The sequence below is a fragment of the Cellulosimicrobium sp. JZ28 genome, assembly GCF_015327065.1.
In the GTDB taxonomy this organism is placed as follows: Bacteria; Actinomycetota; Actinomycetes; order Actinomycetales; family Cellulomonadaceae; genus Cellulosimicrobium; species Cellulosimicrobium funkei.
Window position 1 is genome coordinate 1,277,254 of record NZ_CP017660.1, and the last position, 23,496, is coordinate 1,300,749.

23 protein-coding genes are annotated in these 23,496 nt (G+C 74.7%); all 23 read left to right on the forward strand.

The window, feature by feature from the left end; genetic code table 11:
- Window position 1: 1 nt before the first annotated feature.
- A complete protein-coding gene (gene dhaK / locus BJP59_RS05875; RefSeq protein ID WP_043658407.1) occupies window positions 2–997 on the forward strand; it encodes a dihydroxyacetone kinase subunit DhaK in 996 nt (331 codons plus the stop codon).
- Window positions 998–1,066: 69 nt separating this feature from the next.
- Window positions 1,067–1,711: a dihydroxyacetone kinase subunit DhaL gene (gene dhaL / locus BJP59_RS05880; RefSeq protein ID WP_061269007.1), complete on the forward strand. Its 645-nt coding sequence runs from the start codon at window positions 1,067–1,069 to the stop codon at window positions 1,709–1,711.
- Window positions 1,708–2,445 (forward strand): dihydroxyacetone kinase phosphoryl donor subunit DhaM, encoded by a 738-nt coding sequence (gene dhaM / locus BJP59_RS05885; protein ID WP_194522464.1) that lies wholly within the window; start codon window positions 1,708–1,710, stop codon window positions 2,443–2,445. The genes dhaL and dhaM overlap by 4 nt, the downstream gene beginning before the upstream one ends.
- A gap of 75 nt (window positions 2,446–2,520) precedes the next feature.
- A complete protein-coding gene (locus BJP59_RS05890; RefSeq protein ID WP_228485295.1) occupies window positions 2,521–3,210 on the forward strand; it encodes a TetR/AcrR family transcriptional regulator in 690 nt (229 codons plus the stop codon).
- 134 nt (window positions 3,211–3,344) lie between these two features.
- Window positions 3,345–5,066, forward strand: coding sequence for an MDR family MFS transporter (locus BJP59_RS05895; protein ID WP_194522466.1), 1,722 nt, complete (start codon window positions 3,345–3,347; stop codon window positions 5,064–5,066).
- A 4-nt stretch (window positions 5,067–5,070) separates the two neighbouring features.
- A complete protein-coding gene (locus BJP59_RS05900; RefSeq protein ID WP_306303334.1) occupies window positions 5,071–5,565 on the forward strand; it encodes a DUF4233 domain-containing protein in 495 nt (164 codons plus the stop codon).
- A gap of 77 nt (window positions 5,566–5,642) precedes the next feature.
- Complete coding sequence (gene ndk, locus BJP59_RS05905) at window positions 5,643–6,095, forward strand: nucleoside-diphosphate kinase (protein WP_194522467.1); 453 nt, start codon at window positions 5,643–5,645, stop codon at window positions 6,093–6,095.
- A gap of 135 nt (window positions 6,096–6,230) precedes the next feature.
- Window positions 6,231–9,785: a chromosome segregation protein SMC gene (smc, locus tag BJP59_RS05910; protein ID WP_194522468.1), complete on the forward strand. Its 3,555-nt coding sequence runs from the start codon at window positions 6,231–6,233 to the stop codon at window positions 9,783–9,785.
- Between the two features lie 151 nt (window positions 9,786–9,936).
- Window positions 9,937–10,320, forward strand: a complete 384-nt coding sequence (locus BJP59_RS05915) for a hypothetical protein (protein WP_055725692.1) — start codon at window positions 9,937–9,939, stop codon at window positions 10,318–10,320.
- 29 nt (window positions 10,321–10,349) lie between these two features.
- Window positions 10,350–11,531 (forward strand): signal recognition particle-docking protein FtsY, encoded by a 1,182-nt coding sequence (gene ftsY / locus BJP59_RS05920; protein WP_144722805.1) that lies wholly within the window; start codon window positions 10,350–10,352, stop codon window positions 11,529–11,531.
- Between the two features lie 282 nt (window positions 11,532–11,813).
- The gene (locus BJP59_RS05925) at window positions 11,814–13,127 is read left to right on the forward strand and encodes an ammonium transporter (protein WP_085388128.1); all 1,314 of its coding nucleotides are present in this window, start codon (window positions 11,814–11,816) and stop codon (window positions 13,125–13,127) included.
- Complete coding sequence (locus BJP59_RS05930) at window positions 13,124–13,462, forward strand: P-II family nitrogen regulator (RefSeq protein ID WP_021483028.1); 339 nt, start codon at window positions 13,124–13,126, stop codon at window positions 13,460–13,462. Before BJP59_RS05925 ends, BJP59_RS05930 begins: the two co-directional genes overlap by 4 nt.
- Window positions 13,463–13,478: 16 nt before the next feature.
- Window positions 13,479–15,326 carry a [protein-PII] uridylyltransferase gene (locus BJP59_RS05935; RefSeq protein ID WP_194522469.1) on the forward strand — a complete coding sequence of 616 codons (1,848 nt, stop codon included), beginning with the start codon at window positions 13,479–13,481 and terminating at the stop codon, window positions 15,324–15,326.
- Window positions 15,327–15,437: 111 nt separating this feature from the next.
- Entirely contained in the window at window positions 15,438–17,051 is a 1,614-nt protein-coding gene (gene ffh, locus BJP59_RS05940) for a signal recognition particle protein (protein ID WP_034652454.1), read from the forward strand.
- Window positions 17,052–17,200: 149 nt separating this feature from the next.
- Window positions 17,201–18,322, forward strand: coding sequence for an amidohydrolase family protein (locus BJP59_RS05945; protein WP_144683099.1), 1,122 nt, complete (start codon window positions 17,201–17,203; stop codon window positions 18,320–18,322).
- 179 nt (window positions 18,323–18,501) lie between these two features.
- Entirely contained in the window at window positions 18,502–18,939 is a 438-nt protein-coding gene (rpsP, locus tag BJP59_RS05950) for a 30S ribosomal protein S16 (protein ID WP_021482888.1), read from the forward strand.
- A complete protein-coding gene (locus BJP59_RS05955; protein WP_021482889.1) occupies window positions 18,939–19,178 on the forward strand; it encodes an RNA-binding protein in 240 nt (79 codons plus the stop codon). The genes rpsP and BJP59_RS05955 overlap by 1 nt, the downstream gene beginning before the upstream one ends.
- Before the next feature lie 136 nt (window positions 19,179–19,314).
- Window positions 19,315–19,905 carry a ribosome maturation factor RimM gene (gene rimM, locus BJP59_RS05960; protein WP_085388125.1) on the forward strand — a complete coding sequence of 197 codons (591 nt, stop codon included), beginning with the start codon at window positions 19,315–19,317 and terminating at the stop codon, window positions 19,903–19,905.
- 1 nt (window position 19,906) lies between these two features.
- Window positions 19,907–20,725 (forward strand): tRNA (guanosine(37)-N1)-methyltransferase TrmD, encoded by an 819-nt coding sequence (gene trmD / locus BJP59_RS05965; protein WP_021483308.1) that lies wholly within the window; start codon window positions 19,907–19,909, stop codon window positions 20,723–20,725.
- A 273-nt stretch (window positions 20,726–20,998) separates the two neighbouring features.
- Complete coding sequence (rplS, locus tag BJP59_RS05970; RefSeq protein WP_021483307.1) at window positions 20,999–21,358, forward strand: 50S ribosomal protein L19; 360 nt, start codon at window positions 20,999–21,001, stop codon at window positions 21,356–21,358.
- A 143-nt stretch (window positions 21,359–21,501) separates the two neighbouring features.
- The gene (gene lepB, locus BJP59_RS05975; RefSeq protein WP_114553592.1) at window positions 21,502–22,317 is read left to right on the forward strand and encodes a signal peptidase I; all 816 of its coding nucleotides are present in this window, start codon (window positions 21,502–21,504) and stop codon (window positions 22,315–22,317) included.
- Complete coding sequence (locus tag BJP59_RS05980; protein WP_369824901.1) at window positions 22,314–23,144, forward strand: ribonuclease HII; 831 nt, start codon at window positions 22,314–22,316, stop codon at window positions 23,142–23,144. Before lepB ends, BJP59_RS05980 begins: the two co-directional genes overlap by 4 nt.
- Window positions 23,145–23,194: 50 nt before the next feature.
- Complete coding sequence (locus BJP59_RS05985) at window positions 23,195–23,494, forward strand: DUF2469 domain-containing protein (protein ID WP_024840525.1); 300 nt, start codon at window positions 23,195–23,197, stop codon at window positions 23,492–23,494.
- The last annotated feature ends 2 nt before the right edge of the window (window positions 23,495–23,496 follow it).

Here is a 23,496-nt window from a genome sequence, read left to right on the forward strand (position 1 = left end):
GGTGAAGAAGCTGCTCAACGATCCCCAGGACGCGGTGACGGAGTCCCTCGAGGGCTTCGGCCAGGCGCACGCCGACCTCGTGCAGGTGCACCTCGCGCCCCCGTACGTGTCGCGCGCCGGCGGCGCGGTGGCCGGCAAGGTCGGGCTGGTCTCGGGCGGCGGCTCGGGCCACGAGCCGCTGCACGCGGGCTTCGTCGGGCCGGGGATGCTCGACGCCGCGGTGCCGGGCGCCGTGTTCACCTCGCCGACGCCCGACCAGATCGTCCCGGCGATCCTCGGCGCCGACTCGGGCGCCGGCGTGCTCGCGATCGTCAAGAACTACACGGGCGACGTGCTGAACTTCGAGACGGCGGTCGAGCTCGTCGAGGCCGAGGGCACCCAGGTCACGAGCATCCTCGTCAACGACGACGTCGCGGTCGAGGACTCGCTCTACACCGCGGGCCGGCGCGGCGTGGCGGGGACGGTCGCGGTCGAGAAGATCGCGGGCGCGGCGGCCGAGCGCGGCGACGACCTCGGCACCGTGACGGAGATCGCCGGGCGCGTCGTGGCGAACGTGCGCTCGATGGGCGTCGCCCTCACGGCGTGCACCGTGCCGCACGTGGGCAGGCCGAGCTTCGACCTCGGCGACGACGAGGTCGAGATCGGCATCGGGATCCACGGCGAGCCCGGGCGGCACCGGATCCCGCTCGCGTCGGCGGACGAGATCACGCAGCGGCTGGTCGATCCCGTGGCCGACGACCTGGGCCTCGCCGACGGCGAGGACGTGTTGCTGTTCGTTAACGGAATGGGCGGTACCCCGCTGTCCGAGCTGTACGTCGTCTATCGTCAGGCGAGGAGGCTGCTCGAAGGGCGCGGCGTACGCGTGACGCGCTCGCTCGTCGGCAACTACGTCACGTCGCTGGAGATGCAGGGTGCGTCGGTCACCGTGCTGCGCCTGGACGACGAGCTCACCGCCCTGTGGGACGCTCCCGTCCACACGGCCGCGCTGCGCTGGTGAGCGGGTGCCCTTTCGTGCAGTCTCCGGGAGCCGGCGCACCGCCGGCTCGACGGCGAGGAGAGGTGGGGCATGACGCTGGACGTGGCCTGGGCCGAGCGATGGACCCGGCTGAGCGCGGAGCGGATCGCGGCGGCACGGGACGAGCTGACGGAGCTGGACCGCCAGATCGGTGACGGCGACCACGGCGAGAACCTCGACCGGGGTTTCCGCGCGGTGGTCGCCAAGCTCGACGGGGCGGCCGCCGGGGAGCAGCCGCCCGGTCAGATCGGCGACGTGCTCAAGCTCGTGGCCACGACGCTCATGTCGTCCGTCGGCGGCGCCTCGGGCCCGCTCTACGGGACCGCGTACCTGCGCGCCGCGAAGGTGACCGGCCTCGCGGAGCTCGACGCGCACGGTGTCGTCGCGCTGCTCGAGGGAGCGCTCGAGGGCATCTCCGCGCGCGGCAAGGCGCAGGTCGGCGAGAAGACGATGGTCGACGCCTGGCAGCCCGCGGTCGACGCGGCGGAGGCCGCGGCCGACGCGGGCGGCTCGACGGCCGACGTCCTCGCGGCCGCCGCCCGGGCCGCGCGCGAGGGCGCCGAGGCGACCGTGCCGCTCGTGGCGACGAAGGGCCGGGCGAGCTACCTCGGCGAGCGCAGCGCGGGCCACCAGGACCCGGGCGCGACGTCGACAGCGATCCTGCTCGAGGCCGCGCGCGACGCGGCGGCGGCGTGAGCGGCGTGGCCGGACCGGTCGGCACGCGGGCCCGGGTCGCGCTCGTCCTCGTCTCGCACTCGCAGCGCCTCGCGCAGGGGGCCGTCGAGCTGTCCGCGCAGATGGCGCCCGGCGTCCTGCTGCTCGCGGCGGGCGGGACGGACGACGGCGGTCTCGGCACGAGCTACGACCGCGTCTCCGGGGCGATCGAGGAGGCGCTGCGCGTCGCGGACGGTGTCGTCGTGCTCGCGGACCTGGGCTCGGCCGTGATGACGGTCGAGTCGGTGCTGGACCTGGAGGACGGCTTCGACGGGCGTGTGCTGCTCGCGGACGCGCCGTTCGTCGAGGGTGCCGTCGCGGCGGCCGTCACCGCGCACGGCGGCGGCGACGTGGCCGAGGTCCTCGCGTCCGCGGAGCACGCGGGCGGCACGTTCGCAGTCCCCGCCGCGGCACCGGAGGCGGGGGAGGAGAACCCTGCGGACGGCGCCCCGCCGGCGGGGGAGGCCCGCGCCGTCGTGACGCTGCGCAACCCGCTCGGCCTGCACGCCCGGCCCGCCGCGGTGCTCGCGCGCCTGGTCGCGGGGTTCGACGCGAGCGTCGCGATCGACGGCGTCAACGGGGCGAGCGTCCTCGAGCTCATGAAGCTCGGCGCGACCGGCGGGCAGGAGCTCACGGTCACGGGGGAGGGCCCGCAGGCCGCGGACGCGGTGCGCGCGGTGGTCGAGGCCGTGGAGGGCGGGTTCGGCGAGGTCTGACGCCGCGACGGTGTGACCTCCGTCACGCCGGCTTGCAGTTGATGCAAAATTGCAGAGGATGCAAGAATGGTCCTCGTGCCGACGACTCCGCCTGACGTGCCCGCTCGCCCCTCCGTGGCCGACCGGGCCGCGGCGTGCGTCGCGCCGTCGCCCGGCGGGCTGCGCGAGCGCAAGAAGCGCGCGCGCCGCGAGGCCCTCGTCGACGCCGCGCAGACCCTCGTCCTCGACCGCGGCCTCGACGCCGTGACGGTCGAGGACATCTGCGCGGCCGTCGGCGTCTCGCCCCGCACGTTCTTCAACTACTTCCCCGCGAAGGACGACGCCGTGCTCGGCCTCGAGGACTTCTCGGTCCGACCGGACGTCGTCGCGGCCTTCGTCGCCGGCGGCCCGACGGGCGCGCTCCTCGACGACCTCGAGGTCGTCGTGGCCGACGTGCTCGCGCACGAGGTCGTCACCCCCGAGCGCATGGCGCGCACGCTCGAGCTCGTGCAGCGCGAGCCGCACCTCGTCGCGCGTCACGTCGCGTGGGTCGAGGGCCACCGCGCGGAGCTCGTCGAGATGCTCGTCGCGCGTCGCGCGGTCCGGCCGTTCGTCCCGGACCCCGAGCTCCTGGCGCTCGTCGTCATGAGCCTCCTGCGGGCGAGCACGGTCGAGTGGCAGCAGCGGGGCCGCGAGGGCGAGCCGGTGGACCACCTGCCGGGCGTCGTCGACCAGCTCCGCGCGCTGCTCCGCGACACGCGCGCCCCCGATCCCGCGGCCACCTGACCGCACCCCTCGCCCCGCGCGAGGACTCCACCGGCTCGGGCCTCCCACCCGACCGGCCGCACCTCCAGCCCCCACCCGACGACGGGCCGCGCCCGTCGGCGCGCGCCCGCCCGTCCCGACCGAACCGGATCCTCATGGCCTCCTCCACCGCAGCACCGCCCGTCGACGGCGGCAAGCCGCTCGTCGTGCTCACCCCGCGCACCGTGTGGGTGATCTTCGGCGCGCTCATGGCGTCGATGTTCCTGTCCTCGCTCGACCAGTCGATCGTCGGCACCGCGATGCCGACGATCGTCGGCGAGCTCCACGGCGTCGAGCACCAGGGCTGGGTCATCACGGCCTACATCCTGGCGATCGCCATCGTCATGCCGCTCTACGGCAAGTTCGGCGACCTCTGGGGCCGCCGCTGGCCGTTCCTCGTCGCGATCGGCCTCTTCACGGTGGCGTCGGCCGGCGCCGGGTTCGCGCAGTCGTTCCCCGAGCTCGTCGCCTGGCGCGGCGTGCAGGGCCTCGGCGGCGGCGGCCTCATGATCCTGTCGCAGGCGATCATCGCCGACATCGTCCCCGCCAAGGACCGCGGCAAGTACATGGGCCCCATGGGCGCGCTCTTCGGCATCGCCGCGGTCATCGGGCCGCTCCTCGGCGGCTGGTTCACCGAGGGCCCGGGCTGGCGCTGGGCGTTCTGGATCAACGTGCCCATCGGCGTCGCCGCGTTCGTCGTGGCGTGGGTCGCGCTCAAGCTCCCCTCGCACCGCGCGGGCCGCAAGATCGACGTCGCGGGCATCTTCTTCCTCGTCGTCGCGACGTCCGGCATCGTCCTGGTCACGAGCTGGGAGTCGCTGACGACGTCGTCCGGCTACGACTGGTCCGACCCGTGGCTGCTCGGCCTCGTCGCGGCCGTCGTGGTGTCGGTCGTCGCGTTCGTCCTCGTCGAGAACCGCGCCGAGGAGCCGCTGCTCCCGCTGCACCTGTTCAAGAACCGGACCTTCACCATCGCGACGCTCATCGGCCTCGTGCTCGGCATGGGCATGTTCTCGGCGCTCGCGTTCCTGCCGACGTTCCTGCAGATGTCCACGGGTGCCGGGGTCACCGAGTCCGGGTTCCTCATGCTCCCGATGATGGTCGGCGTCATGATCACGGCCATCGGGTCCGGTCTCGCCATCACCAAGACCGGGCGGTACAAGATCTACCCGGTGGTGGGTCTCGCGATCACCGCGGCCGGGATGGTCTGGCTCACGCGGATCACGGGCGACATGTCGATGTGGCTCTTCGGCGCGATGATCTTCGTCATGGGCGCCGGGATGGGCCTCGTCATGCAGACGATCGTGCTCGCCGTGCAGAACTCGGTCGACCCGCACGAGATCGGGACGGCGACGAGCGCGAACAACTTCTTCCGCGAGATCGGCGCGGCCGTCGGGACGGCGCTGTTCAGCACCATCTTCACGTCGCGGCTCGCCGACAACCTCGAGGGCGTGTTCGCGGGCGTGCCCGGGGGTGCGGCCCCCGCCGGCGCGGAGGGCTCCTCGCTCACGCCCGAGATGGTGCAGCAGCTCCCGGAGCCGATCCACACGGGCGTCGTCGACGCGTTCACCGACGCGCTCGCCCCCGCGTTCTGGTACCTGGTCCCGCTCGTCCTCGTCGGGTTCGTGCTCGCGCTGTTCCTGCGCGAGGTCAAGCTCTCCGACGTCGCCGGGATGGTCGCGCGCGGCGAGGCCGTCGCCGACCACGGCGACCTGCGCGAGGACGCCCCCGTGACGGGCGAGGCCGACGGGGCCGCGGTCGTCGTGCCCGCGGGCGGCGGTGGACCGGACGACGAGCGCCCCGGGATCCGGGAGCGCGACGGCGCGCCGGTATCCTGACCGGGTGAGCACCTCGCCGTCGCAGCCCGCCGCGCAGCCGTCCCGCCACGGCCGCGCGGCGGGTCCGGTGCGCCCGTCCCCGGGCGACCGCATCAAGCCCAAGAAGCCCGCGAAGGTCCAGTTCGCGTCGACCACGCTCCTGCTCGAGGCGTTCCTCGTCGTGTTCGCGACGCTCGTGGCCTACGGCCTGCGCGACGTGCCCTACTCGCGCGGCCCGCTCGAGCTGCCCTCCGCGACGTCGATCTGGGTCGTGGGCGGGGTGCTCGCCGTCGTGCTCGTGGTGCTGTCGCGCATGGTGGGCACGCCCGGCGGGTACGTCGCCGGGTCCGTGGTCCAGGTGCCCGTGCTCGCGCTCGGGCTGGTGGTGCCGATGATGTTCCTCGTGGGCGGCCTCTTCGTCGTCCTGTGGATCGTCTCGATCCGCCTCGGCGGGCGCATCGACCGCGAGCGCGCGGCCTACGACGCCGAGCACCCCGAGACCGCGCCCAACGCCGGATGACGGCGCGGCGCGCACGCGGCCGGGCGGCCGCCCGCCGGGCGCGGCGCACGGCCCGACGGCCGGTAGGCTCGGCGACCATGACCGACGTCGCACCCGCACTGACCGAGACCATCGAGCGCACCCTCATCCTCGTCAAGCCCGACGGCGTCCGCCGCGGCCTGTCCGGCGAGATCCTCCGGCGCGTCGAGGCCAAGGGCTACACGCTCGCCGCCGTGCGCCTGCTCGACGCGACGCCCCAGCTGCTCGCCGCCCACTACGCCGAGCACGAGGGCAAGCCGTTCTTCCAGCCGCTCGTCGACTTCATGCTCTCGGGCAAGATCCTCGCGGTCGTGGCCGAGGGCCAGGGCGTCGTCCCCGGCTTCCGCTCGCTCGCCGGCGCGACCAACCCGACCGAGGCGCTGCCCGGCACGATCCGCGGCGACCTCGGCCGCGACTGGGGCCTCAAGGTCCAGCAGAACCTCGTGCACGGGTCGGACTCGCCCGAGTCCGCCGCGCGCGAGATCGCGCTCTGGTTCCCCGAGCTCGGCTGACCCGCACGCGCACGTCCGCCCCGTCCCGGGCCTCCGGGGCGGGGCGTTCGCGTGCCCGCCGCGGTGTGCGCGGTCCGCCACGGCCGGTCGCGGACGTCCGCAGGATCGTGGGAGCGCCGCACTAGGCTCGGGTCCGTGCACCTCAAGACCCTGACGCTGCGCGGCTTCAAGTCGTTCGCGTCCGCGACGACGCTGAGCTTCGAGCCCGGCGTGACGTGCGTCGTCGGGCCGAACGGCTCGGGCAAGTCGAACGTCGTCGACGCGCTCGCGTGGGTGATGGGGGAGCAGGGCGCCAAGACCCTGCGCGGCGGCAAGATGGAGGACGTCATCTTCGCCGGCACCTCCGGCCGGCCCCCGCTCGGGCGCGCCGAGGTGTCCCTGACGATCGACAACACCGACGGCGCGCTGCCGATCGACTACACCGAGGTGACGATCTCCCGCACGCTGTTCCGCAGCGGCGGGTCCGAGTACGCGATCAACGGCAGCGCGTGCCGCCTGCTCGACATCCAGGACCTCCTCTCCGACTCGGGCCTCGGCCGGGAGATGCACGTGATCGTCGGCCAGGGGCAGCTCGACGCCGTCCTGCGCGCGACGCCCGAGGACCGCCGCGGCTTCGTCGAGGAGGCCGCGGGCGTCCTCAAGCACCGGAAGCGCAAGGAGAAGGCGCTCCGCAAGCTCGACGCGATGCAGGCCAACCTCACGCGGCTCGCGGACCTCACGACGGAGATCCGGCGCCAGCTCGGCCCGCTGGGGCGGCAGGCGGAGATCGCGCGCAAGGCCGCCACGATCCAGGCCGACCTGCGCGACGCGCGGGCCCGGCTCCTCGCCGACGACCTCGCCCAGCTCACCGCGACGCTCGAGCAGGAGATGGCCGACGAGGCGGCCCTGCGCACGCAGCAGGCGGAGGTCGAGCGCGCGCTCGCGACGGCGCGCGACACGCTCGGCCGGCTCGAGCGCGAGGCCGCGGAGGCCGCGCCCGCCCTCGGGGCCGCGACCGACGTCTGGTTCCGGCTCTCGTCGCTGCGCGAGCGGCTGCGCGGCACGCGCACGCTCGCCGAGGAGCGCGTGCGCCTCCTCGGGCGCCCCGAGGCGGCATCCCGCGGGCAGGACCCGGACGAGCTCGAGGCGCAGGCCGAGCGCGTGCGCGCGACCGAGGCGGAGCTCGAGGCGGAGGTCGCCCGCGCGCGCGACGCGCTCGCCGCCGCGGTCACCGACCGGGAGGACGCCGAGCAGACCGCGGGGGAGGCGGAGCGGGCCGTCGCGACGCTGCTCCGCGGTGCCGCGGACCGCCGCGAGGGTCTCGCGCGGCTCGCCGGGCAGGTCGCGGCGCAGCGCACGCGCGTCGAGGCGGCGGAGGCCGAGATCGGACGGCTGCGCGAGTCGCTCGCGGAGGCCGAGCACCGGGGCACGCAGGCGCGCACCGAGTTCGCGGTGCTCGAGACCCAGGTGGTCGGCGCCGAGGAGGGCGAGGAAGGTCTCGACGCCGAGCACGAGGCCGCGGTGGACGCGGTCGAGCGCACGACCGCCGCCGTGACGGGCCTGGAGGCGGACGCGTCCGCCGCGGACCAGGAGCGCGCGACCTGGAGCGCGCGCATCGAGGCGCTCGAGCTGAGCCTCGACCGCAAGGACGGCGCGGGCGCGCTGCTCGCGGCGGACGGCGTCGGCGTCGTGGGGTCGCTCGCGGCCCTGCTCGGCGTCGAGGCGGGCTACGAGGACGCGGTGGCCGCGGCGCTGGGCCCGGCCGCCGACGCGGTCGCGGTCGAGTCGGTCGACGCCGCGGTCGACGCGCTGCGCTACCTGCGCACGGAGGACGCCGGGCGCGCGGGCCTCGTCGTGGCGACCGCGGAGCCCGGCCCGGGCCCCGCCGCCGTCGACCTGCCCGACGGCGCGCGCTGGGCCGTCGACGTCGTCACCGCCGCCGGGGGCGTCGGCCAGGCGGTGCGGTCCCTGCTGGCGGGCGTGGCCGTCGTCGACGACCTGGGCCAGGCGCGCGCGCTCGTGGCGCGGCATCCGGACGTCGCCGTCGTGACGCGGGGCGGTGACCTCCTCGCGACGACGCGCGCGTGGGGCGGGTCGGCGTCGGCGCCGAGCGTGCTGCACCTGCAGTCGGCGCTCGACGAGGCGCGCACCGCGCACGCCGACGCGACGGCCCGCGCCGAGCGGGCCCGGTTCGCGCTCGTGGGCGCGCGCGAGGCGGCGCAGGAGGCGCGCGCCCGGTACGAGGACACGCTCGACCGGCTCAACGAGTCCGACGCGCAGCTCGCCGCGGTCGCGGAGCAGCTCGGGCACCTGGGGGCGACCGCGCGCTCGGCCGCCGCGGAGGCCGAGCGCGTGCGCGCGTCGCTGGAGCGGGCGTCCCAGGGTCTCGACGACGCGCGCGAGACGCTCGCCGGGCTCGTCGAGCGGCTCGAGGTCGCGGAGGCGGCGCCGGAGCAGTCCGAGGACGCGGTGGCGGAGGCGAGCGCCGAGCGCGACCGCCTCCTCGCGCGCGCCTCGACCGCGCGCACGGCCGAGACCGAGGCACGGCTCGCCCTGCGCACGAGCGAGGAGCGCTCGCGGGCGGTCGCGGGCCGGGCCCAGTCGCTGGCCCGGGCGGCCGCCGCGGAGCGCGACGCGCGCGAGCGGGCCGCGCGGCGCGAGGCGGCGCGGGTGCGGCAGGCGGGCCGCGCGTCCGCGGTGCGCGACGGCGCGACGCTCGCCCTCGCCGCGATCGACCGGTCGCTGGCCCGGGCGGGCGCGGAGCGGGACGCCGCAGAGGCGGCACGGGCCGAGCGCGACACCGCGGTGACCGCCGCGCGCCGCGAGGTCGACGACCTGGCGGCGCGCCTGCGCGAGCTCACCGACGTCGCGCACCGCGACGAGGTGGCGCGCGCGCAGCAGCAGCTGCGCATCGAGCAGCTCCAGGCACGCAGCGTCGACGAGCTCGGGCTCGACCCGGCCGTCCTGGTCGAGGAGCTCGGCCCGCACCGCGAGGTCCCCGTCCCCTCCGACGACGGCGAGCCCCGCACGGTCCCGTACGACCGCGCCCAGCAGGAGAAGCGCCTGCGCGCCGCGGAGCGCGACCTCGGCCGCCTCGGCAAGGTGAACCCGCTCGCGCTCGAGGAGTTCGCCGCGCTCGAGGAGCGGCACAAGTTCCTCGCCGACCAGCTGGCCGACCTCAAGAAGTCGCGCGCCGACCTGCTGGAGATCGTCAAGGAGATCGACGAGCGCGTCGAGCGGGTGTTCTCGGACGCGTACCGCGACACCGCCGAGCAGTTCGAGCGCGTGTTCGCCCGCATGTTCCCGGGCGGCGAGGGGCGCCTGGTCCTCACCGACCCGGACGACATGCTGACCACGGGCATCGAGGTCGAGGCCCGTCCCGCGGGGAAGAAGGTCAAGCGCCTGTCCCTGCTGTCCGGCGGCGAGCGCTCGCTCACGGCGGTCGCGATCCTCGTCGCGATCTTCAAGGCGCGGCCCTCGCCGTTCTACGTCATGGACGAGGTCGAGGCCGCCCTGGACGACGTGAACCTCGGCCGCCTGCTCGAGATCTTCCGCGAGCTCCAGGAGGACTCGCAGCTCATCGTCATCACGCACCAGAAGCGCACCATGGAGATCGCCGACGCGCTCTACGGCGTGACGATGCGCGGCGACGGCGTCACGACGGTCATCAGCCAGCGCATGTCCGAGGCGCGCGAGGAGGTCCCCGCGTAAAGCGCGCGGGGCGGTCCGTCCGCCTCGTCCGGACCTGGGCGGAACCTCCAGGATCGTTGCAATTCCGGGCCTTGTGAAGATGTGGTGCTGATCGCCGAGCCCCGGCGTGGCTGCGGTCGCGACGCGTTCGGGCGCCCGGATACTGGAGGGCATGGTCTGGATGTTCGTGTGGCTGGGGCTCACGCTCGGCGTCGCCGCCGTCGTGTTCCTGTTCGCGAGCGTCGTCGCGCGCGCCGAGGCGCAGTCGACCGGTGCGGCGGGTGACCGACGGGACGGCGAGCAGGGGATGCGCGCCTTCTGGCGCGACTTCCGCTCGGGGCTGCGGCGGCGTCGCCGCCGCGGCGACAACCCGGGCCAGCACGTCGCGACCGTGCGCATGCCGCGGCCGGTGGACACGAGCATCGACGACTTCTTCACGGCCACGCAGGTGTCGTCCAACGCGTACGTCGACGCCGAGGAGCTCACCGACGTCCTGCACCGCGCGCGCGAGCGCGTGCGCCCGCTGCACCCGGGGGAGCGCCCTCCCGAGGCGTGAGCACCGCGTCGGTCTGAGAGACTTCCGGGGTGAACGACCTCCTCCCGCTCTGGATCGTCCTCGGCGTCCTCCTGGTCGTCGGCCTCGTCACCGCCGGGACCGTGTCGGTCCGTCGCCGCGGTCGCCGCGACCTCGTCGAACCCCCGCCCACGGCCCCTGCCGCGCCTCCCGCGACCGCGCCGGACGCCGTGGAGGCACCGCCCGGCACGGCGACCGTGGAGGCGCCGCCGGAGCCCGACGTCGCCGCCCCGCCCGCGCTCGAGCGCCCGGAGCCGGTCGGTGGTCGGCTCGTCCGGCTGCGCGAGCGCCTCGCGCGCTCCGGGTCGCCGCTCGGCGCCCGCCTGCTGTCCGTCCTCTCGCGGGACCACCTCACCGAGGACGACTGGGACGAGCTCGAGGAGACCCTCCTCCTCGCGGACGTCGGCGCCGGGCCGGCCGGCGAGCTCATCGACGCGCTGCGCACCAAGGTCCGCGTCCTCGGGGTGCGCGACGCCGCGAGCGTGCGCGACCTCCTGCGCACCGAGCTCGTCGCGCTCGTCGACCCGACGCTCGACCGCTCGCTCGCGACGTCCCCGCGCACCGCCGAGGACGGGTCCACGGTGCCCGCCGTCGTGCTGGTCGTCGGCGTGAACGGCACCGGCAAGACGACGACCGTCGGCAAACTCGCGCGCGTGCTCGTCGCCGAGGACCGCAGCGTCGTGCTGGGCGCTGCCGACACGTTCCGCGCCGCGGCCGCCGACCAGCTCGAGACCTGGGGCTCGCGCGTCGGGGTCCCGACCGTGCGGTCCGACCGCGACGGCGCCGACCCGGCGGCCGTCGCGTTCGACGCGGTGCGCCGCGGCCGCACCGAGGGCGCGGACGTCGTGCTCGTCGACACCGCCGGGCGCCTGCAGAACAAGCAGGGCCTCATGGACGAGCTGGGCAAGATCCGGCGCGTCATCACCAAGGAGGCCCCGCTGTCGGAGGTGCTCCTCGTGCTCGACGCGACGACGGGGCAGAACGGCCTCAACCAGGCACGCGTCTTCGGCGAGGTCGCGGGCGTCACGGGCATCGTCCTGACGAAGCTCGACGGCACCGCGCGCGGCGGCATCGTCGTCGCGGTCCAGCGCGAGCTGGGCGTGCCCGTCAAGCTCGTCGGCCTGGGAGAGGGGCCCGACGACCTCGCCCCGTTCGACCCGGAGCAGTTCGTCGACGGGCTCCTCGGCGCCTGAGGCGCGGGCGCGGCCGGGCGCGACGCCCGGCCTCAACGCCCGGCCATAGTGCCCGGCCGGGTGCCGGTCCGGGTCGCCCGGCGGGTCACGGTCGTGTCACGGCGCGATCACGGCCCGGTCGCGGCGCCGGGCTCCGGGCGCCCGCGCGGTGCGGCGAAACCGAACGTTTACGTCCGGGCCGCCCTTGTCACGCCGGCGTAACGCGGCGACACCGCCGGGGAAACCCGCCCGCACCACCGTAGTCCCCGACCGGCCGCCCGGCCGGCGAGGGGAGATGATCCGATGGAGTGGGACACCGGGGCGACCGCGTGGATGCTGACCTCAGCATCCCTCGTGCTCCTGATGACGCCCGGACTGGCGTTCTTCTACGGCGGCATGGTCCGCGCCAAGTCCGTGCTGAACATGATGATGATGTCCTTCGGCGCGATGGCCGTCGTGGGCGTCGTCTACGTGCTGTGGGGCTGGTCCATGTCCTACGGCGAGGCCGGCACGGGTGGCCTGTTCGCCAACCCGTTCGCGCAGTTCGGTCTCTCGGGGGCGATCACGGACGCCGACGGCAGCGCCGTCGCGAGCACGCTCGGCAACTACCCGAACGTGGTCGACATCGCGTTCCAGGTGACGTTCGCGATCATCACGGTCGCGCTCATCTCGGGTGCGCTCGCCGACCGCGTCAAGTTCGGCACGTGGCTGACGTTCACGGCGATCTGGGTCACGGTCACGTACTTCCCGCTCGCCCACATGGTGTGGGGCGGCGGCTTCCTCTCGGCCAACGAGAACGGTCTCGCCGCGAAGGTGTTCGGGGTGACCGACGGCGCCGCCACGGTCGCGCCGATCGACTTCGCGGGCGGCACCGTCGTCCACATCAACGCCGGTGTCGCGGCGCTCGTGCTCGCGCTCCTCATCGGCAAGCGCAAGGGCTTCGGCACCGAGCCGATGCGCCCGCACAACCTGCCGTTCGTCATGCTGGGCGCGGCGCTGCTGTGGTTCGGCTGGTTCGGCTTCAACGCGGGCTCCGCGTTCGGCGCGAACGAGACGGCCGGCCTCGCCTGGATCAACACCACGAGCGCCACGGCGGCCGGCATCATCGGCTGGCTCGTCACGGAGAAGATCCGCGACGGTCACGCCACGTCGCTCGGCGCCGCGTCCGGCGTCGTCGCGGGCCTCGTGGCGATCACGCCCGCCGCCGGCGCGCTCAACCCGGTCACGTCGATCGTCCTGGGCCTCGTCGCCGGCGCGCTCTCCGCGCTCGCGGTCGGCCTGAAGTACCGCTTCGGCTACGACGACTCGCTCGACGTCGTCGGCGTCCACCTCGTCTCCGGCCTCTGGGGTACCGTCGCGATCGGCTTCCTCGCGACCGACACGGGCCTCTTCTTCGGGGGCGGCGCGCAGCAGCTCGTCGTCCAGGTGCTCATCGCGCTGGTCGCGATCGTCTTCACCGCGATCACGACGACGGTCATCGGCCTGATCCTCAAGGTCACGATGGGCTGGCGCGTGAGCGAGGACGCGGAGGTCGGCGGCATCGACCTCGCGGTCCACGGCGAGACGGCGTACGAGTCCATCCAGCAGGGCAGCGTCATCAGGGAGGTGCGGGCATGAAGCTCGTCACGGGAATCATCCAGCCGCACCGGCTCGACGACGTGAAGTCGGCGCTCGAGGCCGCGGGCGTGCGGGGCATGACGGTCAGCGAGGCCAGCGGGTACGGCCGCCAGAAGGGCCACACCGAGGTCTACCGGGGCGCCGAGTACACGGTGGACCTGGTCCCCAAGGTCCGCATCGAGGTCCTCGTCGACGACGCCGACGCCACCGCGGTCACCGAGGTGATCGTCAAGGCGGCGCAGACCGGCAAGATCGGCGACGGCAAGGTCTGGACGGTGACCGTGGACGACGTCGCCCGGGTGCGCACGGGCGAGCACGGCCCCGGCGCCCTGTGAGGAGACGGACCCTCGGATGACCCACCACGCCGACACCCCGACCACGGGCGGGGTCGCAGGGGGATCGGCGGGGCGCCCGGCAGGGCCGGGAGAGCACGGCACGCAGGTCCCGCACCCCGACGGGGTGCGGGACCTGCGTGCGCGGATGCTCGACGTCGCGCGGTCCATGAGCGGACCGGGCCGCAGCGGGGTCGCGCGCCGCGCCGCCGTCGTCGACCTCGTCACCTCCTCGCTCGCGGGCCTCTGGCTCGACGCGACCGACGGCGTCGCGCCCGAGGGGCTCGCGCTCGCCGCCGTCGGCAGCCTCGGGCGGGGCGACATGGGCCCGGCGAGCGACCTCGACCTCGTCCTCGTCCACGACGGCCGCACCCACACCGCCGACGACGTCGCGCGCGTCGCCGAGCGGCTCTGGTACCCGCTGTGGGACGCGGGCGTCGACCTCGACCACGCGGTGCGCTCCCTGTCGCAGTGCCGCCAGGTGGCGTCGAAGGACGTCCCCGCCGCCGTCGGGTGGCTCGACGTGCGCGCGGTCGCGGGGGACGCGCTCGTCGTGCACCGCGCCTCCTCTGCGGTGCTCACCGACTGGCGCTCCGCGTCGCGCCGCCGCCTGCCCGACCTGCTCTCCTCGACGCGCGAGCGCGCCGAGCGGTCCGGCGAGCTCGCCTACCTCATCGAGCCCGACCTCAAGGAGTCGCGCGGCGGCATCCGGGACGCGGTCGTGCTCTCGGCGCTCGCGGCGACCTGGCTCACCGACCGCCCGCACGGGTCGGTCGACCGCGCGCACGCGCACCTGCTCGACGTCCGCGACACGCTCCAGGTCGTCACGGGCCGGCACACGAGCCGCCTCCTGCTCGCCGACCTCGACGAGGTCGCCGCGCTGTCCGGGTACGACGACCCCGACGAGCTGCTCGCGAGCCTCGCCGCGGCGGGCCGGGAGATCTCCTACGCGCTCGACACCACGGTCCGTCGGGCCCGCCAGGCGCTCCAGCGGCCGTCGGTCGCCCGGCGCCCGGTGCTCGTGCGGGGACGCCGCGCGGCGCCACGGCTGCGGCCGGTCGGCGACGGCCTCGTCGAGCACGACGGCGAGCTCGTGCTCGCCGTGGACGCCCACCCCGAGTCGGACCCGCTCCTGTCGCTGCGCGCCGCGGCGACCGCGGCGCGCACGGGCCTGACGCTCTCGCCCGTGTCCGTCGCCAGCCTCGCGCGCTGCCCCGCCCTGCCGGAGCCGTGGCCGCGCGCCGCGCGGGCCGCGTTCCTCGCCCTGCTCGGGTCCGGCCAGGCGCAGGTCGCGGTGTGGGAGGCGCTCGACCTCGCGGGCGTCGTCACGACGTGGATCCCCGAGTGGGCGGGCGTGCGCAACCGGCCGCAGCGCGCGGCCGTGCACCGGCACACCGTCGACCGGCACCTCGTCGAGGTCGTGGCGCGCGCCGCGCGCGCCCGCAAGGAGGTCGAGCGCAGCGACCTGCTGCTGCTCTCCGCGGTGCTGCACGACATCGGCAAGCGGGCCGGCGCCGCCGACCACTCCGTCGAGGGCGCACGGCTCGTGCCCGCGATCCTCGGCCGCATGGGCTTCGAGCCGGACGTCGTGGCCGACGTCGAGCGCCTCGTGCGCCACCACCTCACCCTCTCGCGCCTCGCCGTGAGCGAGGACCCCGACGACCCGGCGACGGTCGCGGAGCTCGCGGACGCCGTCGACCACCGCGCCGACCTGCTCGTGGTGCTGCGCGCGCTCACGGAGGCGGACGCGTCGTCGCTCGGCCCGAGCGCGTGGACGGCATGGCGCGCGCGCCTCGTGGACGACCTCGTGGGCGAGACGCTCCGTGCGCTGGGCGCCGTGCCGGGGGGACCGGGCGCCGCCGGGTAGGCTGGACCCTCGCGGACGGCCCGTCCCGTGCCCGCTCCACGTCTGCCGGGGAGCGGGGACGACGGAGGGCCGACGCGCACGAGACTTCCGACGACTGGTGAGGATGACGCGGTGTTCAACACGCTGTCGGACCGACTGACTTCGACCTTCAAGAACCTGCGTGCGAAGGGCCGGCTGTCCGAGGCGGACATCGACGCGACGATCCGGGAGATCCGGCGCGCGCTGCTCGACGCCGACGTCGCGGTGCCCGTCGTGCGCGAGTTCAGCGCGACCGTGCGCGAGCGCGCGCTCTCGGCCGAGGTCTCGGGGGCGCTCAACCCGGCGCAGCAGGTCGTCAAGATCGTCAACGAGGAGCTCGTCGGCATCCTCGGCGGCGAGAGCCGCGGGCTGCGCTTCTCCAAGACGCCCCCGACCGTCATCATGCTCGCGGGCCTCCAGGGCGCGGGCAAGACGACGCTCGCGGGCAAGCTCGCCCTGCACCTGCGCGAGCAGGGGCACACGCCGCTCCTCGTCGCCGCCGACCTCCAGCGCCCGAACGCCGTCACCCAGCTCTCGGTCGTCGCGGAGCGCGCCGGCGTCCCCGTGTTCGCGCCGCATCCCGGCAACCAGAGCGGCGTCGAGGTCGACGACGTGATCGGCGACCCGGTCGCCGTCGCGCGCGAGGGCGTGGAGACGGCGCGGCAGCGCCAGCACGACGTCGTCATCGTCGACACCGCGGGCCGCCTCGGCCTGGACGCCGTCCTCATGCAGCAGGCGTCGGACATCCGCGACGCCGTGCAGCCCGACGAGGTCCTGTTCGTCATCGACGCGATGATCGGTCAGGACGCCGTCGCGACCGCGAAGGCCTTCGAGGAGGGCGTCGACTTCACCGGCGTCGTGCTCACCAAGCTCGACGGCGACGCGCGCGGCGGTGCCGCGCTCTCCGTTCGCGGGGTCACCGGTCGCCCGATCCTCTTCGCGTCCACGGGCGAGAAGCTCACCGACTTCGAGGCGTTCCACCCGGACCGCATGGCGTCGCGCATCCTCGACATGGGTGACGTCCTCACGCTCATCGAGCAGGCCGAGAAGGCGTTCGACGCCGAGCAGGCCGCGAAGATGGCCGAGAAGGTCGCCACGGGGCAGGACTTCACGCTCGCGGACTTCCTGGTGCAGATGCAGCAGATGAAGAACATGGGCTCGATGAAGAAGATGCTCGGCATGCTGCCGGGCATGGGCCAGATGCGCGAGGCCATCGAGAACTTCGACGAGCGCGAGGTCGACCGCATCGAGGCGATCATCCGGTCGATGACCCCCGCGGAGCGGGACAACCCGAAGATCATCAACGGCTCGCGGCGTGCGCGCATCGCCCGCGGCTCCGGTGTGACGACGAGCGACGTGAACCAGCTCCTCGAGCGCTTCGCGGGCGCGCAGAAGATGATGCGGCAGATGAGCCGCGGCGGCGGCATGCCGGGGATGCCGGGCATGGGCAGCCTCCCGGGCATGGGCGGCAAGAAGGCGCGGGGCCGCCAGGCGCCCCAGCGCAAGGTCAAGGGCAAGTCGGGCAACCCGGCGAAGCGGGCCGCGCAGGAGCGCGCGGCCGCCGCGCGCGCGGCGGGGGAGCTCACCGGTCCCGCGGCGCCGTCGGGCTCCGCGTTCGGCGTGGGGGGCACGGACGCGCCGTCCACCCCGACGCCGGACGACCTCCAGCTCCCGCCCGGCTTCGAGAAGCTGCTCGGCGGCCGCTGAACCGCGGCCGTCCCGGACGGCCGTCCTCGAGCCCGGGTGCGACCCGCAGCCGCCCGGGCGCTAGGTTATGTCCGTGGCACCGCCCGGTGCCGCACCGCGCCCCCGACCGGGCCGTCTCCCCGTCCCGTCCGTCCTCACCCAGGAGCCGCATGTCCGCGCTGGAAGGCCCCACGCTGCACGTCCGCGGCCACGTCATCGTCGGCGACGACCGCGAGGTGGGCGACCTGTGGGTCAAGGACGGGCGGATCAGCCTCACCCGGCCGTCGGCGCAGGGCACCAACATGGTCGAGCTCGAGGGCTGGGCCCTGCCCGGCCTCGTCGACGTGCACTGTCACGTCGGGCTGGGCGCCCAGGGCGCCGTCGACGCGACGACCGCGCAGGAGCAGGCGCTGACGGACCGGGACAGCGGGGTGCTCCTGGTGCGCGACGCCGGCTCGCCGCTCGACACCCGGTGGGTGCACGGCCGTCGCGACCTGCCGCGCCTCGTCCGGGCGGGGCGCCACCTCGCCCGGCCCAAGCGCTACCTGCGCCACTACGGGCTCGAGCTCGACGACGTCGCCCAGCTCCCCGAGGCCGTGCGCCGCGAGGCGCGCCAGGGCGACGGGTGGGTCAAGATCGTGGGGGACTGGATCGACCGCGACCTCGGTGCCCAGGGCGACCTGCGGCCGCTGTGGCCCGACGACGTCCTCGCCGAGGCGGTCGCGGCCGCGCACGCCGAGGCCGCCCGTGTGACCGTTCACGCGTTCTCCGACGAGGTGATCCCGTCGCTGCTCGCCGCGGGCGTCGACGGCATCGAGCACGGGACGGGTATCCACCCCGACCTCATGTACGAGATCTCCGAGCGCGGCGTCGCGGTCACCCCGACGCTGCTGCAGATCGGGCAGTTCGAGAACATCGCGCGCCAGGCGGACGCCCGCTACCCGGTGTTCGCGGCGCGCATGCGGCGCCTGCACGAGCGCCGGTACGAGCAGGCCCGGGCGCTGTACGAGTCCGGCATCCAGATCCTCGTCGGCACCGACGCGGGCGGGACGATCGGGCACGGCCGCCTCGCCGACGAGTGCGCCGAGCTCGTCGCAGCGGGCATCCCCGACGCCGCCGTCGTCGCGGCCGCGAGCTGGCAGGGCCGCGAGTACCTCGGCTACACGTCGCTCGTCGAGGGCGCGTCGGCCGACTTCGTCGTCTACCCGCAGGACCCGCGCCAGGACGTCGGCGTCCTGCGCGCACCGACCGCCGTCGTGCTGCGCGGCGAGATCGTCGCGCCCGCCGCCTGACGCGGTCCGGCGCCGCCCGCAGGTTGGTCGATGCCCTCGCCGTCTGGCACAATGTCCCGGTACTCGGCGTGCCCCGGCCCCTCTCTCCGGCGCGTGCCGTGTCCTGAACCCCTTCCTCGTCCTGTCCCCACGGGACGATCGCGGGTTCGCCCGAAACAGAACCAGGAGAGACCACCACTGTGGCCGTCAAGATTCGTCTGAAGCGTCTCGGCAAGATCCGTGCGCCGTACTACCGTGTCGTCGTCGCCGACTCGCGCACCAAGCGCGACGGTCGTGTGATCGAGGAGATCGGCAAGTACCACCCCACCGAGGAGCCCTCGTTCATCGAGATCACCTCGGACCGCGCCCAGTACTGGCTCGGCGTCGGCGCGCAGCCGACGGAGCAGGTGCTCGCGCTCCTCAAGGTCACCGGCGACTGGCAGAAGTTCAAGGGCCTGCCCGGCGCCGAGGGCACGCTCAAGGTCAAGGGCGAGAAGGTCGACCCGACCGCCGCCATCGAGGCCGCCGCCGCCGACGCCGAGAAGGTCAAGGCCAAGGCTGCCGAGAAGAAGACCGAGGCTCCGGCCGAGGAGACCGCCGACGCGGCCGACGAGGCCGCTGCCGACGAGCAGGCCTGATGATCGCCGAGGCCCTCGAGCACCTCGTGCGCGGCATCGTGGACAACCCGGACGACGTCCGCGTGGCCACGAAGACGCTGCGTCGCGGTGACCTGCTCGAGGTCCGGGTGCACCCGGAGGACCTCGGCCGCGTCATCGGTCGCGGCGGGCGCACCGCCCGTGCTCTGCGCACGGTCGTCGGCGCGCTCGCGACCGACGGGCCGGTCCGTGTCGACGTCGTGGACGTCGACCGCCGCTGAGGCCCGCACCGACGACGCCCCGCCAGGGGCGACGGGCAAGGCCCGGCCCGCCACCGGCGGGCCGGGCCTTCCTGCGTCCGTCGCCGGAGGACCGGCGTGCACCGTCCCATCCAGCACCACACGAGGAGTCACGACGATGGAGCTGACCGTCGCGCGCGTCGGCAAGGCGCACGGGCTGCGGGGCGAGGTAGCCCTCGACCTGCGCACCGACGACCCCGAGGAACGCCTCGCGGTGGGTGAGCGTCTGGAGACGCGGCCCGCCGACGCCGGCCCCCTGACCGTCGCCACCGTGCGCGTCCACCAGGGCCGCTGGCTCGTCGGGTTCGAGGGCGTGCGCGACCGCACGGGCGCCGAGGCGCTGCGCGGCGTCGAGCTCGTCGTCGAGGCCGAGGCGTCCGACGAGGAGGACGCGTGGTACCCGCACGAGCTCGCCGGGCTGCGCGCCGAGGGGACGGACGGCCGCGTGCTGGGCCGCGTCGAGGGCCTCGAGCACCTGCCCGCGCACGACGTCCTCGTGCTGCGCGAGCCGGACGGCGCCCGCACGCTCGTGCCCTTCGTCCGGCAGATCGTGCCGGTCGTCGACGTGGCCGGCGGCCGGGTCGTGCTCGACCCGCCCGGCGGGCTGCTCGCGTCGGACGCGGAGCACCTGGAGGTCGCGGCGCCGAGCGCCGGCGACGCGGCGGGCGGGCCCGGGCTGCAGGACGCCTCCACCGACGGCGAGGCCTGACGTGCGGATCGACGTCGTCACGATCTTCCCCGACTACCTCGCCGCGCTGGACCTGTCGCTCGTCGGCAAGGCCCGCACGGCCGGGATCCTCGACCTGCGCGTCCACGACCTGCGCGACTGGACGACGGACCGGCACCGCACGGTCGACGACACGCCGTTCGGCGGCGGCGCGGGCATGGTCATGCGCCCCGACGTGTGGGGGCGGGCGATCGACGACGTGTCCGGTCTGTCGACCGACGCGGTCGCGGGAGAGGCGAGCGCGGTGCACCTGGTCGTGCCGACGCCGTCGGGCGCGACCTTCACCCAGCGCACCGCCGAGGAGCTCGCGACGGAGGAGCACCTCGTCGTCGCCTGCGGACGCTACGAGGGCATCGACGCGCGCGTGGCCGAGCACTACCGTGCCGCCGGGATGCGCGTCAGCGAGCTCTCGATCGGCGACTACGTGCTCAACGGCGGCGAGGTCGCGGCACTGGTGATGATCGAGGCCGTCGGGCGGCTGCTGCCGGGCGTCGTGGGCAACCCGGAGTCGCTGGTCGAGGAGTCGCACGGGGCCGCGGGGCTCCTGGAGTACCCGGTCTACACGAAGCCGCCCGTGTGGGACGGCCTCGAGGTGCCCGACGTCCTGCTGTCCGGGCACCACGCCCGGATCCGGCGCTGGCGCAGGGACCAGGCCCTGCGTCGTACCGCCCGCCGCCGCCCGGACATGGTGCGCGCGCTCGACGTCGCCGCCCTCGACCGGTACGACCTGGAGGTCCTCGCGGGGGCCGGCTGGGGCGTCGTCGACGGCCACCTGGAGCGCACCGCCCCTGCCGACGGCTGAGCGGGTACCCTCCCGGCGCGCGCCCGTGACCCGCGAGGACTGCCGCCCGGGCCGACGGGTGTGGCAGAATGGTCGATCGGTGTGTGCCGCCCCGGACCTCTGCCACAGGGGAGCCCGCGCCCGATCCTCGGGCGGACTGGCACGACGGACCCGACGACCGCGAGGTCGACGACCGTCCACGCGCAGCACGGCACACCCCACCGATACGACGACGGCCCGGTCTGCCCGGGCCACGAGCACGCGTCCGACCTGTGGCGGGCGAGGAGAAGCACCATGCACACGCTGGACAGCGTCGACGCAGCATCGCTGCGCAGCGACGTCCCGGAGTTCCGCCCCGGTGACACGCTCAAGGTCAACGTCAAGGTCGTCGAGGGCACCCGCTCCCGCGTCCAGGCGTTCCAGGGTGTCGTCATCGCCCGTCAGGGCAGCGGCGTCCGCGAGACGTTCACGGTCCGCAAGATCAGCTTCGGCGTGGGTGTCGAGCGCACGTTCCCCGTGCACTCGCCCTCCATCGAGTCCGTCGAGGTCGTGACGCGCGGTGACGTGCGTCGCGCCAAGCTGTACTACCTGCGCGCGCTGCGCGGCAAGAAGGCGAAGATCAAGGAGAAGCGCGAGACCGCGCCCAACCGCTGATCGGCTGTCGGCGACACCGCCGCTCCGCTCGTTCCGACGGCGGCCGTCCCTCCCGGGGCGGCCGCCGTCGGCGTACCCCGGGGCCGCTGTCCGCGGGCCGGTTCCGTTTCCCGGATCGCCTCCCGAGGTGGCATTGTGAACGCGTGACCGACAGCGCCCCGCCCCGCGGCCCGCACCCCGACGCCGGCACCGAGCGCGCGGCGCTCGGCCCCGAGGACGACGGGCGCCCCCCGCACGGCCAGCACCTCGCGGCCGAAGGGGACGAGGTCGCTCCGCGCGAGCGCCCGCGCAGGTCGTCGCTCCTGCGCGAGACCGCGATCATCGTGGTCAGCGCGCTCGTGCTGTCCCTGCTCATCAAGACGTTCCTCGTCCAGGCGTTCTTCATCCCGAGCGCCTCGATGGAGGACACGCTCGTCGAAGGCGACCGCGTGATGGTGTCCCGTCTCGTGCCCGGCGCGTTCGACGTGCACCGGGGCGACATCGTCGTGTTCAAGGACCCGGGCGGCTGGCTGCCGCCGCAGGAGCCCCAGGACGAGAGCCCGGTGTCCGAGGCCGTCCGTGCGGCGCTGACGTTCGTCGGCCTGCTGCCGCAGGACACGGGGGAGCACCTCATCAAGCGCGTCATCGGCGTGCCGGGCGACCACGTCGTGTGCTGCGACGCGGAGGGCCGCGTGAGCGTCAACGGCGTGCCGATCGACGAGACGTACATCAAGCCGGGGTCGATCCCCAGCCAGGACGCGTTCGACCGCACGGTCCCCGCCGACATGCTGTTCGTCATGGGCGACAACCGGCAGAACTCCGCGGACTCTCGCTACAACCAGGGCAAGCCCGGAGGCGGGTTCGTGCCGATGAGCAACGTCGTGGGGACGGCGTTCGTCAAGGTGTGGCCGCTGTCGCACGTCGGTCTGCTGCGCAACCCCGGCGACGTGTTCGCCGACGTCCCCGAGGTGGAGCCGTGACGCTCGACGCCGTCGCGCGTCCGGAGCCCGCGCGGGCACCGGCGCGCCGGGCACCCGCACGTCGTCGGCCCGACCTGCGCCAGGAGCGCGCCATGCTGCGCGACGGCGCCCGGCTCGTCGCCGGGATGGACGAGGTCGGTCGCGGCGCGCTCGCCGGGCCGGTGTCGGTCGGGGTCGTGGTCGTCGACCTCGCGACGAAGCCGTGCCCGCCCGGGCTCACGGACTCCAAGCTCCTCACCGCGGCGGCGCGCGAGGCGCTCGTGCCCCTCGCGCGCTCGTGGTGCGTCGCGTGGGCGGTGGGCCACGCCGGCCCGGCCGAGATCGACGCGCACGGGATCGTGGGCGCGCTGCGGCTCGCGGGCCGCCGTGCGCTCGCCCAGGTGCGCCGGACGGTCGGCGACGTCGACGCGGTCCTGCTCGACGGCAAGCACGACTGGCTGAGCCGCCCCTCGGCGGTGGACCTCTTCGAGGCGTTCGACCTCGACCCGCACGACGACGTCCGGCTCGTCGACCCGCGCGTGCGCACGCTCGTCAAGGCGGACCTGCAGTGCGCGTCGGTCGCCGCCGCGAGCGTGCTCGCGAAGACGGAGCGCGACGGCCTCATGACGAGCCTGGCGCGCCAGTACCCCGCCTTCGGGTGGGACCAGAACAAGGGCTACGGGGCGGCGGCGCACGTCGAGGCCCTGCGCGAGCACGGCCCGACGCCGCAGCACCGGCGGTCGTGGCGCCTGCCCGAGCGCGGTGACGAGGGCATCGGCGTCCCGGCGTACGGCGACCCGGTCGACGTGCTCGAGCTCGACCCCGAGGCCGGTCTGCCGACGAGCTGACCGGGGTCCCCCGTCCGGTCCGGCGGCCGCCGATGGTCCATGATGGAGCCGTGAGCGCCGAAGACCTGGAGAACTACGAGACCGAGATGGAGCTCGCGCTGTACCGCGAGTACCGCGACGTGGTGGGCCTGTTCTCGTACGTGGTGGAGACCGAACGCCGCTTCTACCTGGCGAACCAGGTCGACCTGCAGGTGCGTTCCGCCGCGGGTGAGGTCTACTTCGAGCTGCGGCTCGCCGACGCGTGGGTATGGGACGTGTACCGCTCCGCGCGGTTCGTGAAGTCGGTGCGCGTCGTGACGTTCAAGGACGTCAACGTCGAGGAGCTCGCGAAGGCCGAGCTCCAGCTCTGACG